Source organism: Adonisia turfae CCMR0081, from assembly GCF_011009555.1.
GTDB lineage: Bacteria > Cyanobacteriota > Cyanobacteriia > Phormidesmidales > Phormidesmidaceae > Leptothoe > Leptothoe turfae.
In genome coordinates this window covers 5,874,594-5,892,976 of the sequence record NZ_QXHD01000004.1, presented here as the reverse complement: position 1 = coordinate 5,892,976, position 18,383 = coordinate 5,874,594, and the positions used below count along the sequence as shown (strand labels likewise).

Annotated in this window: 13 protein-coding genes and 1 tRNA gene; 9 read left to right on the top strand and 5 right to left on the bottom strand. The window is 45.9% G+C overall.

What is annotated here, in order from left to right; genetic code table 11:
- The first annotated feature begins 115 nt into the window (after nucleotides 1-115).
- The 3 genes from DXZ20_RS28970 (at nucleotide 116) to DXZ20_RS28960 (ending at nucleotide 7,037) form a co-directional block, all read left to right on the top strand.
- Nucleotides 116-1,558, top strand: coding sequence for a hypothetical protein (locus tag DXZ20_RS28970; RefSeq protein WP_163702539.1), 1,443 nt, complete (start codon nucleotides 116-118; stop codon nucleotides 1,556-1,558).
- A 409-nt stretch (nucleotides 1,559-1,967) separates the two neighbouring features.
- The gene (gene recJ, locus DXZ20_RS38615) at nucleotides 1,968-5,204 is read left to right on the top strand and encodes a single-stranded-DNA-specific exonuclease RecJ (protein ID WP_163702538.1); all 3,237 of its coding nucleotides are present in this window, start codon (nucleotides 1,968-1,970) and stop codon (nucleotides 5,202-5,204) included.
- Nucleotides 5,205-5,882: 678 nt separating this feature from the next.
- Nucleotides 5,883-7,037, top strand: coding sequence for a tetratricopeptide repeat protein (locus DXZ20_RS28960; RefSeq protein WP_163661261.1), 1,155 nt, complete (start codon nucleotides 5,883-5,885; stop codon nucleotides 7,035-7,037).
- 47 nt (nucleotides 7,038-7,084) lie between these two features.
- Here DXZ20_RS28960 and DXZ20_RS28955 read toward each other — a convergent pair.
- A tRNA-Ala gene (locus tag DXZ20_RS28955) sits at nucleotides 7,085-7,157 on the bottom strand.
- Between the two features lie 657 nt (nucleotides 7,158-7,814).
- Here DXZ20_RS28955 and DXZ20_RS28950 point away from each other — a divergent pair.
- On the top strand, nucleotides 7,815-7,994 hold the full coding sequence (locus DXZ20_RS28950) for a hypothetical protein (RefSeq protein WP_163661259.1): 180 nt from the start codon (nucleotides 7,815-7,817) through the stop codon (nucleotides 7,992-7,994).
- A 741-nt stretch (nucleotides 7,995-8,735) separates the two neighbouring features.
- On the opposite strand, the gene DXZ20_RS28945 is transcribed toward DXZ20_RS28950, so the two are convergent.
- Nucleotides 8,736-11,060, bottom strand: coding sequence for an NACHT domain-containing protein (locus tag DXZ20_RS28945; RefSeq protein WP_163702537.1), 2,325 nt, complete (start codon nucleotides 11,058-11,060; stop codon nucleotides 8,736-8,738).
- A 469-nt stretch (nucleotides 11,061-11,529) separates the two neighbouring features.
- On the opposite strand from DXZ20_RS28945, the gene DXZ20_RS28940 reads away from it, so the two are divergent.
- The 4 genes from DXZ20_RS28940 (at nucleotide 11,530) to recR (ending at nucleotide 14,428) form a co-directional block, all read left to right on the top strand.
- Complete coding sequence (locus tag DXZ20_RS28940; RefSeq protein ID WP_163661255.1) at nucleotides 11,530-11,859, top strand: NfeD family protein; 330 nt, start codon at nucleotides 11,530-11,532, stop codon at nucleotides 11,857-11,859.
- Nucleotides 11,860-12,378: 519 nt separating this feature from the next.
- Nucleotides 12,379-13,452 carry a RuBisCO accumulation factor 1 gene (locus DXZ20_RS28935; protein WP_163702536.1) on the top strand — a complete coding sequence of 358 codons (1,074 nt, stop codon included), beginning with the start codon at nucleotides 12,379-12,381 and terminating at the stop codon, nucleotides 13,450-13,452.
- A gap of 46 nt (nucleotides 13,453-13,498) precedes the next feature.
- Nucleotides 13,499-13,729 (top strand): hypothetical protein, encoded by a 231-nt coding sequence (locus DXZ20_RS28930; RefSeq protein WP_006517207.1) that lies wholly within the window; start codon nucleotides 13,499-13,501, stop codon nucleotides 13,727-13,729.
- Nucleotides 13,730-13,756: 27 nt separating this feature from the next.
- Nucleotides 13,757-14,428 carry a recombination mediator RecR gene (gene recR, locus DXZ20_RS28925; RefSeq protein ID WP_250564738.1) on the top strand — a complete coding sequence of 224 codons (672 nt, stop codon included), beginning with the start codon at nucleotides 13,757-13,759 and terminating at the stop codon, nucleotides 14,426-14,428.
- Between the two features lie 36 nt (nucleotides 14,429-14,464).
- Here the strand turns inward: recR and DXZ20_RS28920 are convergent, their stop codons facing one another.
- Entirely contained in the window at nucleotides 14,465-14,971 is a 507-nt protein-coding gene (locus DXZ20_RS28920; protein WP_250564831.1) for a response regulator, read from the bottom strand.
- A gap of 295 nt (nucleotides 14,972-15,266) precedes the next feature.
- On the opposite strand from DXZ20_RS28920, the gene lipA reads away from it, so the two are divergent.
- Nucleotides 15,267-16,178, top strand: coding sequence for a lipoyl synthase (gene lipA / locus DXZ20_RS28915; protein WP_163702535.1), 912 nt, complete (start codon nucleotides 15,267-15,269; stop codon nucleotides 16,176-16,178).
- A gap of 31 nt (nucleotides 16,179-16,209) precedes the next feature.
- Here the strand turns inward: lipA and DXZ20_RS28910 are convergent, their stop codons facing one another.
- Nucleotides 16,210-16,710 carry a DUF3122 domain-containing protein gene (locus DXZ20_RS28910; RefSeq protein WP_163702534.1) on the bottom strand — a complete coding sequence of 167 codons (501 nt, stop codon included), beginning with the start codon at nucleotides 16,708-16,710 and terminating at the stop codon, nucleotides 16,210-16,212.
- Nucleotides 16,711-16,824: 114 nt separating this feature from the next.
- A complete protein-coding gene (locus tag DXZ20_RS28905) occupies nucleotides 16,825-18,357 on the bottom strand; it encodes a tetratricopeptide repeat protein (protein WP_163702533.1) in 1,533 nt (510 codons plus the stop codon).
- Nucleotides 18,358-18,383 lie beyond the last annotated feature (26 nt).

Genomic DNA, 18,383 nt, shown 5'->3' with positions numbered 1-18,383 from the left:
GCAGGCCGCTAGGCTGGGTATGACCTTGTTCATGTCCAGAACTGAGGGTTTTCTACAGAATGCCTGTAGATCTCAATTTGGATGTGGTGTATGTGTGCTGTGCTGCCCCCTGCCTATGACTTTTTCGAGATCCTCCCGTCGTCGTACGTTTCAGCTGTGGTTTGAGCGAGGGATGGTTGCGATCGCAACTGCCAACCTCCTCCTCGTTTTCTTTGACCTCAGCTACATCCGCTTCCGCGACGTCTATTTCAAAACTTTGCCTGGCCCCACCAACTGGTATGGCGAAACCTTCAAAGGGATTGAAGAACATCGAGTCACCGCAGCCTATCTCAGGGAAGTCGATACCCTACAAGAAACCCTAGAAAATGAAGGGCTAGATTCACCAACCGCCAATCGTCAGTTAGCGAATCTACGCCGGAGCAGTGTGGATCTGATTGATGAAAATCCGTTTGCCGTGGCGAATAAGTCTGGAACATTGGAACGGATTAAAAAGGAAATGCGCGATCGCACCGGGCAGGAAAATTCCTCTAAAGAAGCATTGCGCACCTTTTGGAGCCAGTCCTATCTAGAGCGAGGCTGGTCCGAGGAACTAAACTTTTTTGACACGCAAATTCGACCCCGGATTGAAACCAACTACTGGCGAGGCATTGGCTTTAATGGCTTACCCATCGACCGCTTTTGGATCATTGATCTCCCCTTTGCAGCCCTGTTTGGCTTCGAATTTTTACTGCGGACGTACTTCTTAAGCCGTCGTCATGAAAACACCACCTGGATGGATGCCATGCTGTGGCGCATTTATGATGTACCCTTGTTTCTCCCGTTCTGGCGCTGGCTACGGGTAGTACCTGTGGTGGTGCGGTCTAACCAGGCCGAACTATCCCATCTCGATCCCATTCAAGGACGCATCAATCGCATCTTAATTAGCCAGTTTGCCGTTGAACTGACTGAGGTGGTTTTCCTGCGCATGATTGACCAGACGCAAAACATGGTCAAAGCAGGGCAAATTAGCCGTTGGTTTTTTGAACTCACCGCCGGTAAGGAAAACTACATTGACCTCAACGATGTGGACGAGGTGCAAACGATTGCCCAGCGGCTTACAGACATTGTGGTGCATAAGGTTTTACCGGAAATTAAGCCAGAAGTTGATGCTGTCTTAAGCCATACGGTGACGGGGGCAATCTCCCAAGCTCCTGCCTATCAAGGCCTAAAGCTTTTGCCGGGGTTTACCAATGTTTCTGAGCAGATCACCCAGCAAATCTCAGCGGAGGTCTCTAAAAACCTATACAGCAGCCTCAAGCAAGCGTTGGCAGATGATAGAGGTTCTGACCTCATGGGCAAGTTGGTTGAGAGCTTTGGCCAGCATTTACGAGACGAAATTCAGCAGGGCAATACTCTCCAAGAGTTGCAAGAATTGATCGATGCTTTTCTGGAAGAATTGAAGGTCAACTATGTGGAGCGCATTGCCGTTGATGATGTTGAAACGCGTCGGGCCAATACCTATCGTCTCTATGGGACAACGCAAAAAGCACGCCCTACCCCGGCAAAATTAGTTAAATAGTAATCAGGATTATCATTAGATCAAATGCACTATATATTAGGAGCATAATTCAGGGGCAAATTCTGTGAAGTAAGGGAGCCCTTCCCAGGAGGAGCTACCGTGTATACATAAGTCGGAGAGCTATCTCTAGATTTCGAGCCCTCATCCCCCAACCCCTTACTCCCTGAGGGAGAAGGGGGGCCTGGCCTCAAAGTCCTTCTCCCCCAGGGAGAAGGATTTAGGATGAGGGCCAATTCAAGGCCAGGCCTATCTTTTGGGACATTATTTTCTAGATGTGTATACACCGTAGCCCAGGAAAGGATAGATGGCGGCGGCTATCACAGGGCTGACGCCAGCCTACCGAAACTTGCGATTTCTAGTATTTGTCTTAATCTAGGACTACTTTCTTTTTCGTACCCAATCCACTTCCTTGACCGAACCCGTCACCACGTCAATCGCTACGCAAGAATCTGCTGCTGTTAAAATCCCTCGACAGCGGTGGCAAATTTTTCCGCCTCAGGTACAGCAGGCGCAGCGGATGGCAACGGTGACACAACTATCGCCTCTGCTGGCTCAAGTCTTGATTAATCGAGGCGTGCAAACTCCGGAGCAGGCATGGCTATACCTGGATCCAGAGACGCAGCAGCTACCATCGCCTCTGGATGAGTTTCCAGATTTGCTGCGGAGCGTTGATTTGTTAGCAACCGCCATTGAACAAGGGCAAAAAATTGCCATCTGTGGTGACTACGATGCCGATGGGATGACCAGTACAGCTTTGCTGTTACGGGCTTTGTGGCATTTGGGGGCCGATGCTCACTATGCTATTCCGAGCCGTATGCAAGAGGGCTATGGTATCAACCGTCGCATTGTGGACGATTTCCATGCAGAAGGGGTGAGGTTAATTCTCACTGTCGATAATGGCATTGCGGCCTATGAACCTATTGCCCATGCGGTTGATCTAGGTCTCACCGTCATTATCACCGACCATCACGATCTGCCAGAACAGCTGCCGCCCGCCCAGGCCATTCTTAATCCCAAACTATTGTCCACAAGTTCTCCTTACTATGGTGTGGCTGGTGTTGGTGTGGCTTACATTCTCGCGGTTTGCCTGGCCCAAGCGCTTCATCGTAGCCAAGATCTCACAGCTTCGTCGTTAGAACTATTTACGTTAGGCACAATTGCCGATCTTGCGCCTTTAGTGGGTGTGAATCGTCGCTGGGTACGTCGGGGGTTACAGCTATTGCCAAAGTCGCGTATTCCTGGCATTCAAGCGCTGATTGAAGTGGCTGGGTTAGATCAGGGCAAAAAAGCGCTTAAGCCTGAGGCCATTGGCTTTCGCCTAGGTCCACGGATCAATGCGGTAGGCCGCATTGCCGATCCGCAGATTGTTATCGATATGCTCACGACTGAGGATGTGGGTATTGCGTTGCAGCGGGCGATGCAGTGTGAAGAGACGAATGCGCTGCGGCAGCGTATGTGTGAGCTGATTGAGACCCAGGCGGTAGAGTGGTGTGAAGAACAACAGGCCCATGGCAAGCTCAATTTACAACAAGAGCGTGTGTTGGTGGTTGTGCAGCCCGAGTGGCATCACGGGGTAATTGGTATTGTGGCATCCCGCTTGGTAGAACGCTATGGTGTGCCTGTTTTTATCGGCACCTACGAAGACAAAGAGAAAAAAGAGATTCGCGGTTCTGCCCGAGGGATTCCTGAATTTAATGTGTTTGAAGCCCTTCAGTCCTGTGATGATCTGTTGGATAAATATGGTGGGCACCGGGCTGCGGGTGGCTTCACCTTTGCGGCGAAAAAACTACGACAGGTGACGTCACGACTGAGTCATTTTGCTTGTCAACATCTACAGCCAGAGTATTTAAAACCCTTGGTTAATGTCGATGTAAAGGCTAATTTCGCCGATATTACTCTGGCTCTTTACGAACAAATTGATTTTCTCCATCCCTGTGGGATTCAAAACAATGAGCCAGTTTTTTGGACATCCCTGGTCAATATAATTGACCAACAGATTGTCGGTAAGGATCGTAAACATCTTAAGTTAACGCTGGCTCACACCCATCCAGAGACAGGTCAAGTAACCTCCATCAAAGCGATCGCATGGCGCTGGGCTGAGTATCATCCCTTGCCCCATCAGGTTGATATTGCTTACAAAATTCGTCTCAATGATTGGCAGGGACGACAATCTGTTGAATTAGAACTGTTGGGCATCAAGCTGGCCCATCCTGATTTAGCAACAGATTCGATTCCTCCCTGGTCTGACGAGTCAAAACGTTTAAGTGAATCCCCAGTTGCTGATACCCCAGGAGTGAAGCATGAGTTAGCTACGGATTCTCCTTCAACAACAAGGGCTAATCAGTTAGCCGTCACTCCAAAACGTCCCCCTGGGTCTCTGGAGCTTCCCCCGGTCAAGGATCAGAGCCCAAAAGTAGCAGAATCTCTGTCGATTAATGAGTCTAGTCCGCTTCCTCCTCCTCCCAAGGCGATTGATAGTTTACCCGTGGCCGCTGCTACCCATGCTGAATTTTTCTATGGCAAACGCCGCTATGTGAGTACCATTGAGCACGCAAATACCCAAGAACTGCAGATTCGTAATTGGGAGGGGCAGTTGTTGATCGTGCAACTGCCCCAGCGACGTGGGGTTTTATATGTGCCTGGCGAGCCTCCTGAAGTGGTGGATCTTTCAGATACTTATTATTTCAATTTATTGCGGGCGGGGTTGAATTCTTTAGAGCTAAAGCAAAAGACGAGTTTACTAATTTATAAAGACGAGCTGCTGGCAGAAAAAGATGAGCTGCTTAAGGAGAAGGATAGCCAGATCGCCACATTGAACCAGCAAATGCAAATCTTAGAAGATAAGCTTACTCAGCTCTCTGAGGCAAAGCAGACGGCTTTCCAGGAGTTGCAAACCGAGCTCCAACAACAGCAGGCTGCGATCGCAAATAAAGAAGCCCACATCGTACAGCTCCAAACTGAGCGACCACAGAGAACGTTACCCCCCCCAGATCCCAACGTCATTAAGCAAGAGGTGCGCAAAGCTTTAGGTGACAGCGTTTGGTTCTGTATTCAGGCAGACTCTCAAAAAGATTTGTGTGCCGCCTACCGCACTTACCACATGCTGCAGTCTGAGGGGGCTGATCCTGACATCGCTGACTATTCAGAAGCAGGGATGCGTCTGAGTTTTGCGGTAGAGCGTGAGGTGATGCAGCCGTTTTTTGGTGACCTTTACGATTTTGTACGATTAGAAGGGCTGACAGAGATTGGTGGTATTGCGTTAGGGCCTCACCAAAGATATACCCTAGGCATGATGCCCTCCTTGCTTGCAGAGCAATGGCGCACTTTAAAGCGAGATGCCTTGACCCAGCAGAACAAGGTACCTGAGAAACAGCTCTATCGTACGTTTAAAAACTCACAGGGCTTAAGTCAGCGGGATCGTGAGTTGCTGGCGGAGTTTTTTGAGCAATGGGAGCACCCTATGACAGCTTGTTTTGGCCAAAAAGGGAAGCAAGCGGCAGCTAGCCTCGATCAAATTAGCCGTTTGCGGAATATTGCGGCCCATGGGGAAAGTTTTTTGTACGAATGGCACTATATATTGCTACGTCAACTCGTAGTCGGAGGATCAAATCGACGCGGTTTGTTTCGGCAGATTTATGGGGGTTAAGATGCCATTAGAGGCACATCTTGTCCAAACCTGTGGATAACTTCAAACATAACTCAGAAGCTAGTTAGATTGATTTTAGTTGAAATATAAAGACAGCTGAAATTTTGTCATCCCAATGCATTGAGCACTTCTAGCTCTCTAAATAATTTAGTCTGTTTACTATAAATTGCGAACGATAATGGCAAAAATTTAACTTTTTCCAGAATTTTCCACATGTTTTCCACAGAGTTTTCCACAGACTGTGAAGGTTTTCCACAGGTCTGATAATTCAATCGGGCTATCCGTAATTAGGCGCAGAAAAAATTTCTCCGTATGCCTAAACATAATTAAGGAATTGAGATCAGATATAACCTGCCTATAAAGATTTACGTCAAGCTTTGCTAAATCTATACTTTTCGCAGTTACGCACTAATAATCCGGAAATCTCAGGGAATTAAATATTGAGCTGTGTAATGATGGCTATCGAAAATGGGGACCCTGAACCTGTGTGTCGATCTACACATGATTTTGTGTTGACATATACATAGGCAATGTATGCGGCAAGTCAACTCAAATCCCGATTTTTGTTGGCTGTGATTTTCATCAATACCAGTATCATTTCCGGCATCTATCCTTAAGATTTGTATAACTAAGTGATACTGCCCTGCGCGCATCTGCCGTATAAATACATAGATACTTATGATGAGTAGTCAAGTTATTGATATCGCCAGTGTCAGTGGCCAATCAAGTGAACAAGATGAGCGCTACAGGCTGGAGATTAATATTTGCGATCGCATCATTCAGCGCTATCCCTATCACTATCAGGCTTGGAACTATCGCAGTTACTTATTAGCCAGCATTGGTCAATATGAAGCAGCCGCTGAAAGCTACCGTCACACTCTATCTTTGAAGGCAACGGAACATCGCGTATGGTGTAATTATGGTTCTGTTCTTGAAAAACTGGAAGCATTAGACGAAGCCGCAAAATGCTACGGTCACGCCCTGAAGCAGGCTCCGTTCTATTTCAAAGCCCAGTATCGAAAAAGCAAAAACCTGCATCGAAGGGCCTTATACGGCGAAGCTATTGTGAGTTACGAACAAGCAATACAGTTACGACCTGATTCTTATAAGCTTTGGTACTATCGCGGCAAAGCACTACTACAGCTCGATCGTATTGACCAAGCCATTGCCAGCTTTAATAAAGCTGTGGAACTCTATGATGGCGATAGCAAACTATGGTTGGTGCTGGGACGCACGCTCTTACAGGTGCACAACCCCCAAGAGGCCTTAAGGGCCCTGAACCATTCCATTCATCTTGACCCCGACAATGGCAGTGTGTGGAGTTATCACGCGGCAGCACTCAAGGCTCAGGGGTATTTCGAAGATGCACTGACCAGTCTTGACAAGTCTGTGACCTTAGAGCCAGAGAAGTCGCGATTTTGGCATCTGCGAGGTCTGGTGCTTTTAGAGATGAATCGGCTAACTGCCGCCGAAGAAAGTTTTACCACATCCCTGAAACTACAGGCCTACAACTATCAAGCATGGCTGGCGATGGCATGGACATTGCAAAAGATGGGGGATTTTAGTCGCGCCATTGAAGCCTACGATAAATCTTTAGCCATTGAGCCTGATCAGGCCTTTGCATTTTATAACCAAGCCCGTTGCCACGCTCGCTTAGGTCAAGATATGTGGGCGTTAGAGCATGTGCGGCGAGCCATGTCCCTAGACCCCCAAATCTATTCAGAACGCGCTTATGCTGATCCGTTGCTTCAGGCCATTGTGCAAGATATGGAAGAGGATGATAGCGGCGAAGATTTAAAGGAAATAGAACTGATTGCCCTTGATTCCCATTAAAACCATGTGGGGACGTTCCATAGAACGTCCCCACATGGTTTTTTGAATGGAGCTAAGCGGGCTCGAACCGCTGACCCCCTGCATGCCATGCAGGTGCTCTACCAGCTGAGCTATAGCCCCTCGCGTTTATTAATAATCTCTTGCCAGGAGCTTACCGTCAAGGGATTTTATTAGGCTTTTGCGATCACTCCTGCGCATTATTGGCCAGCACGGTCTAGAAAACGTATATGACAGTTATCTCACCTGGTGTCCCTAGCTTACTTCAGACATGCCTGAAGTCGCCTTTCGGCATCAGTCAAATCGCATTCAGTCGCTCGTTGAGATAAGTCATACCCAATCCACATTCATTCAATCCGATTACCAATACCCAATCCTGTAGGGGCACTCCCTTGTGGATGCCCTGCGATACCGGGCGCTATCGTCAGGATTTCTTAGCCTACATCGTTTTCAGGTTCTGCCAAGTATGGTGGATTTCTTTGTGTAGTGATCAACAACACACCAAAAAAGAATGAGGATCACAAGCATTACATCGGAATGAACGGGGAGTAGACCGTTTCTATATATAGAACAAACAAAACACGTTCTCACCTATCACTATTGTGGAGCTCCTCACCATGACACCCTCTCAAATCGAAGGTCTTCAAGTTTGCCTCTGTTTTGCACTGTCCATGGTGATTCTGGCTCCACTGTTCTGTTGGGTCTTGCCCAATCGTCAGCACGTTCTCTAAAGCCTCCCATGTTTGCCTTGCTCGCCATTAGCCCGTCAGGAATCTACCTATGCAACTCGCTGATATCGGTGCACCTTACACTCCTGCTGCACCAACTGTCGCAACCATCGAAACTGACATCCAGCTTTGCTTTAGAGACTTTGCTTTTAAAATGAGAACCCTAAAAGAGTGTCTTCCTAAGTCTTCCATCGGTAGCCTCACCTATCGCAACGTTCGCTACAACGCATAGTTTTTTCATCGTTGAATCCAGTAGAGTAGACGTCATAGAGCCTCCGGCAGTTTTGTCAGGGGCTTTTTTTTGGAGTGTTGTGGTGCCCTCTTGGGGTATATAAATTTGACCACTACAAAATAATCGCTGCAATCCCTGAAATCTTTACTTTACAAGGCTTATAGAGGCTACTTTCATTGGAGAAATTTTAAAGAGGTCAATAAATGTCAAGGAAAGATGATTTGCTTTACATTTCTTTATATATTATTGATTTTAACAAGAGTTGCCGCACTGCATTCCAATCTAGGCTCCCTTCGGTGATTCATGTCTGGATAAGGATGAGGCACTAACTGCCCAGATGTTGTTTGAGAAGAGCACAGGTAGCTGATCTTGTTGCTATTCGTTTGTTAAATATTGTCGAAATGCAGACCCATAACCAAGACAACAGAACTGTTTATTGTGCAGAACTCCCTACACCAAATCTTTCCCGAGATATTTTAGCTGTAGCCTGTATGAGTATGGGGGTCGTTCTATGCATGTGTTTGGGGGAGCCTTGCAGTGGTTTTCGTCAGTCGCGCACGTGTTCGTCCTTGCTAGGCAATACATATCACTCAAGGGTGCATTAATGAAGGGTTCTGAATCACCCAGTACAATACAGGCGATTGATAATGGGGAATATGCATGCCAAATCTGCGATCGCGCTTTCGATTTTAGGTTATGTAGCCTGGTCAAGGTCAAAGGCCATCACAACCCAATAACCGGCTATCCATCGTCATATTTCTCAATAGGTAGAAGGGTGCTGGCATTAATTTCTTTACGAACTTCACGACTCACATAACAGTCTCCATGAAGACAGATAGATAATAATTTATTAACATCATAGTATTCCTTAAGGGCTTTTATTTCACTTTCTACAAAACCCCAGTCATGGCCTATATTTCGATACTGTATGATTACATTTCTAAATCTGGTGCTCCAATCTAAACCATTGTGAGCCCACCATTCACGAGAGTCTACAGTTTTGCTAGGAAGTTTTTCCTTTAATTTAATTAACTCCTCTTTTAGTTCTGCACTTACATTGTGTTCAATACATTGACGCATTAGTGACAAGATATCTTTGTGCCACTTTAAAAGGGTATCAGCTTCTTTTAGGGGAGTATTGTGCATAGATATACTAACATTCAATGTGGTGACTAACTCTGAATCTAGAATAAAATCTTCGCTTTCTGTTTGTGTTTTGATCGTTCTCTTTCTTATCACTAAATTAAAATAAAAGACTTGGCTGATAGCTTTTAGATTGCCAATACTCTTACTGCTTTTAACTGAAGAAGACTTTTCATTTAGCCAATCAAGAAATGAATCTATCTTCTTGTTTTCTTGAACTATTTTGTCAATTTCATGCTTTATAAGTCTAATCAAGTAGTCTGCATTAGGGAGCATACATGAGACAAGCGAAAATACCTCTTGCCATCTGTAATCAGTAATATGAATAGCCAGTGATTCTAGGACCTTTTTTTGTTCTTCAGGATCCAATGTCTTAACGATTTTAAGACTGACAAAATACTCATGAAATGTTCTGTGGGAGAATGAAAATATATCTTTTGCTACCTCAGTAATCAAACCATGCTGAGCAATCATGGAATCTAATACAGAATTGCAATCTAGCTCTACATCTTCAGGTGAACTAATGGAGCGTGGTAAATTATAAATATATTCTCTAATTTGATAATCGATTGTTCTTCTTTTGAATAATCCTTCATCTTTTTCAAAAGTGGCATATGCTATTTTGCTAAGTAAATCTTCTTTCTTGTTCTTAGACAGCTTTCTGTAAGTTTCAGGCCGTTCTACCGCTCTGCTAACATCCCATTTCCTCAATAAGACATCGAGACCTTCTTGATATAATTCAGCCTGATTTTTGGGGAATTCCTCTGAATCCTCAAAAACCATGCATAGTAAGGTTAGCAGTAAAGGATTGGTCGCCAGCTCACTAATCTCTTCGTCTTTGCTAATTCGGTTAATGAACTTCTCTGTTTTTTGAGGAGATTTTTTTGTGGCAAACCAGTTTTTTGAAAACATACTGATCTGCTCTTTGGTGAATTCGCAAACTTCAGCCTCCAGAAAGTTTTCAAATTTATATTCACTTGCAGCCAAGCGACATGTAATTATAAATCTATTTTTGCTATATGTCTGTGATATTTCCTTGATTAGTCTGATGACTCGGTTAAAATTTTCTTTTCGAACTTCGTCTAGTCCATCAAATAAAAATAGAATTTTTGCCTCTCTTAAAAGTAGCTCAAAACTTTCTTTGTTGACTTCACAACTAATTAACTCATTCTCTATATACTCTTTTAAGCCTATTTGGTGATCTTGGTTCTGAAAATCCTTTAAAGAAATAAATATTGGAACATAACCAGGTAGTATTTCTGATTTATTTGCAAAGACAGCAACATATTTTAAGAAGGTTGTTTTTCCAGCTCCTGGTCTTCCAAGTAGAATAAGTTTCGAGTAATTTTCAACGAGCTCAAGCCCTGAAAATTTGACACCTTCAAATAATCTGGAGATGTTGAATTTGAGGTCATTAGTTTGATGACGCTGTTGAACTATTTTTACTAAGTCTGATAGTTCTATACGTCTTTTGGATAAGATTTGTTTGGTAATCTTGACCTCTGTAAAAATGTCTTCCACTTCAATGGGTTTGCTCATGTCAAGAATTTGCATGAATCCACATTTCTCATTGATGAGTGCTCGGGTTTTGCTCTGGATTTCCTGTACTAGAATTTCGATCGCATTGTTGACTATTTCATAGACTTGCTTGTCAGAAGGATATGCATTTTGATACATATCCAGAACTTTAAAGAAAAGTAACTTTGATTTTCCAGGAGTATTTCCAGAAGAGATATTGAATTTCTTATAAACCTTTGTCATTCGAGAACTGTATCTTTCTCTCGATATGTTTAAGATCTTAGCGACCACTAAGTCTGACAGCTCAATGTCTGCTAAGCGTTCTACAAAAGCTTCTTTTTGTAATTCTGTGAGATGGTTTTGGTTGGCAATGAACTCAAGATAAGAGCGTGGTATTGAAAGCATATTCAGGAACCAACATGGCTATCTTCGGTTATAGCACCTCCCTCTACGAGATAAAGTGACTTCCTTCTTAAGGCTGAAAATCTTAGATGGAAGTCTAACTTTATTGTGATGCCTCCAGTTCAGAGGATTCCTTTTTTTGTCAAATAATTATGCCGGAAACGTTCTACTGACCCATGTTGAACAAAGACATGATAGATATTCGCCAATTGATGGCGTCTGAATGCTTTTCAGGATCTCTGCTTAGGTATGTAAGTATGTAAGCGGAATAGTTGATCGCTAAGTAATCAGGCGATGTGCCATGCTAATCCTAAATGAGTTCCTGAAGTCTGAACATTTCATATAGCCGCATAAGAGTGTATTTGTTCAGACTGTTTGTTGTCAGATCTTAAATCGTGTCGAAAATTTAAGTGGCTAGAGCAGTTATTCCTTTTTGTGCTGTCAACTGTTATCGATTGATCAGGCTCGAATTATGCTCTCCTTAACAAAAGAATACCGATGTGATGCGACTCCTTTGTCACATCGAGAAATCGTAGTACTGAATCTTCTTATTAAGGTTCTTTTAGAAACGTGGTTTAAAAGGTTGCGACAATCTCACCCTTCTCCTACAAACAGCTACTTAGAAGGTGTTGGTACGGCGGATACTGAGATTACCCCCTGCAAGCGAGGTCGGGTTAGGCTCAATGGTTCCTGGTGGTCAGCTTTATCCAATAGCAATATGACTATTCATCCTGGTCAGAAAGTCCGTGTTACAAGTCGCCAGAGTCATACCTTGCTGGTTGAACTATCTCAGGACGGCTGAGAAAAATTCTGTTCATTTTAATAGTTGTCTCAATCAGGTGGCATTTATGAAAGAGAAAGTACTGATGATTTCTGACATTTCTGACATTGTTTATACTTGTCCAAAATGTTCAAAAACGTCTTTGGTGAAAATAGGCCCTGATCTATATCAATGTGTTGATTGTAAGTCTCAGAAAGAGCAGACTTCTGAGACCCATAATAATTTCACTACATTTGTTTTTGGATTGATGGGTTGGTTGATGCTTCTCTTGCTAATCTAAATGTTAATGTTTGTCTTTTGTTACTTGTGTTTCGATTTTGACGCACTAAGCAGAGATTCTGGCTTTGGATCCTCTGGCAATAATGCTGTTTTGATGAGTGTTTTGCGATTACTGAGCGACAAGGTGGACACTTTACTGTAGTGAAAGCTTAATTGAGTAAAAGTAAACCCATTATGTACCGTAAAAAAAATTAGTGACTCTTGTGTTGTGGTTAGCTATCCGCGATAAAGTCGAGAGACACTTTTCGTCTAACGACTACGATGACCACCCCTGCTCCTAATTCATCCTCTGCTGATACGGAAGCTCTAATTCTGCAATTGCGGCGTAAGCAAGGCAATTGGGTTGACTGGGCAATGGCTTGCCAGACTTTACAGAAGTCTGGCATGTCGCCCCAAGCGATTTTTGAAGGGACTGGATTTGAGCCAATTCAGCAGAATCAAATTATGGTGGCGGGGCAGGTATATCAGTCCATTCTTGGCGGTGCTGTTGCAGAACCCGTGCTAGAGCACTTCACTGCCCGAGGGAGTGACTCGCTCTATGAACTGCGGATTTTATCTAAGGATGATCGAGCTCAGGCGGTTCAGTTTATCTATGACCAGGGGCTAGATTCTGAGCAAGTGCGTGATGTGGCTAAGGCCCTGAAGGAGTTTTCTTACCGTCATGACCTGCCACCTGGTTTTACCAATCATCCAGGGGATGCGGTGGCATTTTCCTACTGGGGGTTTGCTCGGCAGACGTCTGATTTGCAGGCTCGATCACGGTTGATTGCACAGGGGTTACGGTTTGCCCACAGTGCGGGGGCTCGTGAAGCCATTGAGAAACTACTCACTGATTTTGCGGTAGTCAAGGCTAAGACTGCACCTCGACTACCTCTATTTCGCATAGAGACAGATACTGATGTGCCCTTTGTGGTGCCAATGGTCGGGCAGTGGCCGATGTCAGCTGATGTTTTTCAGGCTGTGCCCAAGATGGAACCAGAAGGTGCGTTTGGTGTGGTGAAATCTGCGGGTGAACAGGCTTGGGTGCCGGTGCCAGGGTGGCAGGTGGTGTTGACAGCGCAGGATGCGATCGCATTCCTCATGCCTTTCAATGAACTGCCCAATCAGGCCGATAGTACGGTCTCAGAGACAGTATTGATCCTTGTGGATCGCCAACAGCAAGCTTGGGATGATAGCAGCTATTTTCTGGTCAGTGACGATAGTGGTCAGCTAGCTATACGCTGGTTTGATACAGACCCTGGTATGCCCCTATTGGGTCGAGTCATCGTTATCGTACGACCCAAGAAAGTTCTAGACGAAGCCTATACCCAAGAACTTTGGCAAATTGACGAATAGCTACTGCTAACTTGAAGGCATAAACGCCGATGACTTAGGAGGAATTATGGCTCTAGAACGTCGACTATCACGGGCAATGTTTGAGGCAACTGAGCTAGTGGAATTGCGGCAAATTTGCTTTACCCCAGGTCGTGTCTTTGAACCCGGTAAATACATTACTGGGGACTTACCAGATGTTGCATTCACCATGGGCCTGGTGGAAAAACTGCCCCCAGTGCGCGGTAAGAGTGAAGAGGTGGCTGAGTCGGAAGACGTTATCAATACAACCGAAGAATAACTCTTTGGGGTGACAGCGTCATGCGGGATGTTTTCCATAAGCCTACCTCCATGGCCTAAATTGATACCCCAAAGCAGAAAACAAAACCAAAAAGGAGCTAGATCTATCTATACCCGTCCGTTAGCTAAATTAATTGAAGAATTTCAGCGATTGCCAGGTGTGGGGCCTAAAACTGCCCAGCGTCTGGCGTTGCATATTCTTAAACGCCCTGAAGCCGAAGTCCGAGCCCTAGCCCAGGCGCTGGTAGATGCCAAACAACAGGTGGGTCAGTGCTCAATTTGCTTTCATCTATCGGCGGACCCCGTGTGTGACATCTGTCGCTCTACACGTCGGGACAATCAGACTCTTTGTGTTGTGGCAGATTCCCGCGATGTCATTGCCATTGAGCGCACCAGAGAATTTAAGGGCAAATACCATGTGCTGGGCGGTCTCATTTCACCGATGGATGGCATTGGTCCAGAGCAGCTAAACATTGGTCAACTGGTACACCGGGTCAACAAAGACGATATTGGAGAAGTGATTTTGGCCATCAGCCCTAGCATTGAGGGAGATACCACAACGCTGTATGTGGGACAGTTGCTCAAGCCATTTACGAAAGTGACTCGTATCGCCTTTGGTTTGCCCATGGGGGGCGATTTGGAATATGCAGATGAAGTAACCCTAGCCCGAGCGTTAGAAGGACGCCAGGCTTTAGGTTAGGGCAGGTATCGCCCACTTGGCCAGGTGGCATGTTTTTTACCGCAGCTTCTGCTTGATGAAGGCCAAAATCTTGGCAGTCTGATTTTTGAGCGTAGCGACTTCCTTTTGTAGGGTGGCGACCTGCTGTTTCAATGCAGCGATTTCAGCAGCACTTTCGCCACTGGCAGCGGCAGCGGCGGCAGGGGCAGCAGCGGCAGTACTTATTGGGCGTACCTTACGCGCTTTGACCATGGAAGCTTTGATGGCTTCAATGAGTTCTTTTTGCTCAAAAGGCTTCTGAATAAATTCAAAATATTCGAAAGGGCCTTGAATTTTTTCGGTCACTTCTTCCCGACGCCCTGACATCAGTACGAGGGGGATTTTTTGTAGCTCTGGAGAAGCTTGGATTTCTTGGAATACTTCCCATCCACTCATACGCGGCAGCAAGAAATCGAGCATGATCAGGTTAGGCTTTTGGTTGCGGATGGCTTCTAACCCTTCAACGCCGTCAGTGGCTTCAATCACCTCGAAGTTGCCCTGGGGCAACATATCCCGGACGCGCATGCGGATCACTCGGCTATCATCGATAACTAAAATCTTATGACTTGCTGCCACGACTAACTCCTAATAAATAGATAGCTACAGTTTAGGTAGGGGACGTTGCTGATACGCTTCTGACTCAGCAACGTTATAAAGCAATGTTGCCCAGGTCGGCAACGATGTAAGTCTGATCCTGACTAGTTTCTAAGAATCATATAGGATCAAAAAGGCTATAGAACGCTGCTATTAAGTCACCATCGTGTCTATGCTCGCGTAATGCCGAGGATACCCAAGTCTACTTAGACAAGCTGATTGTGTCATGGAAAGTTTATCTCAAATGCGTTCCAGTGGTGCTGCTAGGCCTGAGATTGTTCAGATGCCTGATTGGTTAAGGCGACCAATCGGTCGGGCTAGCGAACTGTCGACGGTCCAAAAAATTATTAAACAAAGACAGATCCATACGATTTGTGAGGAGGGGCGATGTCCTAATCGCAGTGAGTGCTATGCAAATAAAACAGCCTCATTTTTGTTAATGGGGCCTACATGCACTCGTTCCTGTGCATTTTGTCAGGTTGATAAAGGTCATGCTCCCATGCCCCTCGACCCTGAAGAGCCTCAAAAAGTGGCCGAATCGATTAAATTACTAGGTCTCAAATATGTGGTGCTGACATCGGTGGCGCGGGATGATTTGCCTGACCAAGGTGCGGGCTGGTTTGTGGCGACTATGACGGCTATTCGTTCAGTGAGCCCAGATACCCAAATTGAGCTGCTAACACCTGACTTTTGGGGTGGGCCTAATTCTGTTGAGAATCAGCGACAACGGCTAGCGATGGTTGTGGACGCTAGGCCCGCTTGCTTTAATCACAATGTGGAAACTGTCGAGCGTTTGCAGGATCCGGTGCGACGGGGTGCTAAGTATCGTCGATCTCTAGAGGTGTTGCGCTATGTGAAGGAACTGGATGCGTCTATTCCCACTAAGTCTGGTCTTATGCTGGGCCATGGCGAAACCGAAGATGAGCTGGTACAGGCGATGAAGGATTTGCGAGCTGTGGGCTGCGATCGCATCACCCTCGGCCAATACATGCGCCCATCCCTAGCCCATTTACCCGTTCAACGCTATTGGACCCCCGATGAATTTGACCACTTGGGCACAATTGCCCGTGACCTGGGCTTTTCCCAGGTTCGCTCCGGTCCATTGGTGCGCAGTTCCTACCATGCCGGTGAAGAATAAACCGGAAGATGGGCATTGCCCACCCTCCGGTTTATTCGATTGTTTGCGCCGCCAATTCCCGCCATTCTTTAACTGCATAGGGCGGCACAATTATTTCGCTAGGAGCTTTTCCCTGTAGCGGCACCGCTAAGGTTAACGGAATTGCCTTTTGCAAGTTGTCCATTACAGGGGTGAAATCGTACTGATTGGTGTTATCAGGTAAAGCGGGTGTCGGCGGATCAAGCTTAGGGTTGGCCTGCCACGCCAAGGCAGTGCCCGTGTTGATGGTCAATGGTTTGTTGGGGTCGACATCGGCAACGCCAGGGAAGCCCACCAGACGCAAATATAGGCCATCTAAACCATCGGGACGATAGCGCTTGAACAAAATCGCCTGCCATGAGTGGTCGTTGAGATCGCGGAGGCTTTGTTGCGATCTCAATGTGGTTTGGCCAGGACGCTCGTGATACACATGCACCGAGGCTAAGGCTGGAGGTGCAAGCAGAAGAAACTGCAAGCAGAGACAAATGAAAATACCAATCAGCTGCCGAACCATAGAATGTCGTGAAATATCCCTTTTAGGATAAGTCGAATTCATTTGGATGCAGAATTGATTAATCATTGTCGGGAGGTTCCATGGAACCTCCGACAATGATTTTGCCTATGGTTTCTATAGTTTGTTTAAGGCATCTAACACTAGCCGATAGCGGTTGGCTTCATTATTGGTCAGGTAAAGGCTGCCTGCTTTCTCTAGATCAGTAACTGCCGCGCGTCTGTTACCCATCCGAGCATTGGTAATGCCACGGTAATAAAACACATCTGCGTCTAAGACATTCGCTGCAATCACTGCTGAGAAGTCAGTGTATGCGCTCTGGTAGTCGCCTGAGTCATAATGCATACGCCCACGGCTAGCATAGGCACTCCAATAGGCACTATTCAGATTGATAGCAGTGCTGTAATCGCTCAAGGCGCTAAAGCTATCACCTAAATCAGCAAAGGCGTCACCACGATACTTATAGGAAGGTGCATGCTCAGGCTCCAGAGCCAGAGCTGCTGTATAGTCGCTAATGGCAGCCTGTTGCTCTCCAGCCTCTAAATATGCATTACCTCTTCTATAGTAGGCTTCAGCAGAGTCAGGAGACAGTGCTAATACCTTCGAAAAGTCGTTAATGGCATCTGCTGTATTACTTGATGATGCAAAAACTTGTCCACGCACCAGGTAAGCATCAGCATTGCCAGGTTCTAAGGTCAGCACTTGATTGAGATCTGCAACTGCTGCTTGGGGGCGAGCCTCAGAAATGAGGGCGAAGCTGCGGTTGTAGTATGCTTCGACATTGTCTTCATCAATGTCGATGGCTTCGTTGAAATCCTGTAGTGCTTCTCGGGTGTCACCAATGGTGTAGTAGGTAGCACCGCGATTGATGAAGGTGGCTGCGTTATTATCATCCAGCTCAATGGATTGCGTGAAATCACTAATGGCACTTTCTGGACTGTTCAGTGCTTTGAAAACTAAGCCTCGATGGAAGTAAGCCGATGCATTGCTGGGATCGAGTCGAACCGCGTCATTTAGGTATTCCAACGCAATTTGCTGATTCCCTTGTTCAGATGCGATCAGGCCAAGATAAATGTAAGCATTGGCCGATTCAGGATCTGTTGCAATCGTGCGCTCAAAATCTGTAGTTGCCAGATCCGTACGGCCCAGGTCGTAGTAAAGGATGCCGCGATTGAGATAGGCTGTGCTGTAATTAGCATCAATTGAGATCGCCTGGTTATAGTCATTGAGGGCAGCTTCTGTATTTTCTAAGCGGGCGAAGGCAGCACCCCGAAATAGATAGGAAGGTGCAAAATCAGGTTTTAGATTGATAGCTGCGTTGAATTCTTCGATGGCGGCCTCATCATTGCCATCTTGATAGTCTTCTAATCCTTCATTAAAGCGGTCTAGGTAATTTTCCGTGACAGGCTCTTCTGCCGCTGGTTCGTCCTCAGCAGCTTCCTGATCTGGGAGAATATCTTCTTCTGGTAAGACAGGCTCTATAAACGCTGGTTGGGCTTCAGCTGGAGCCTCGGCGTCAGTATCTTGAAAGAGCGTTTCTTCTTCAAATGTTTCAGCTTCGGTGGTGGCAACGGATTGAGCCATGCCCGTGGCCGTAGTACTACCGAAGAAAGCAAATGTGCTCAGAAGGAGCAGAGCAAATCGGTTCATAATCATGTCTCTTAACCCCGTATCTG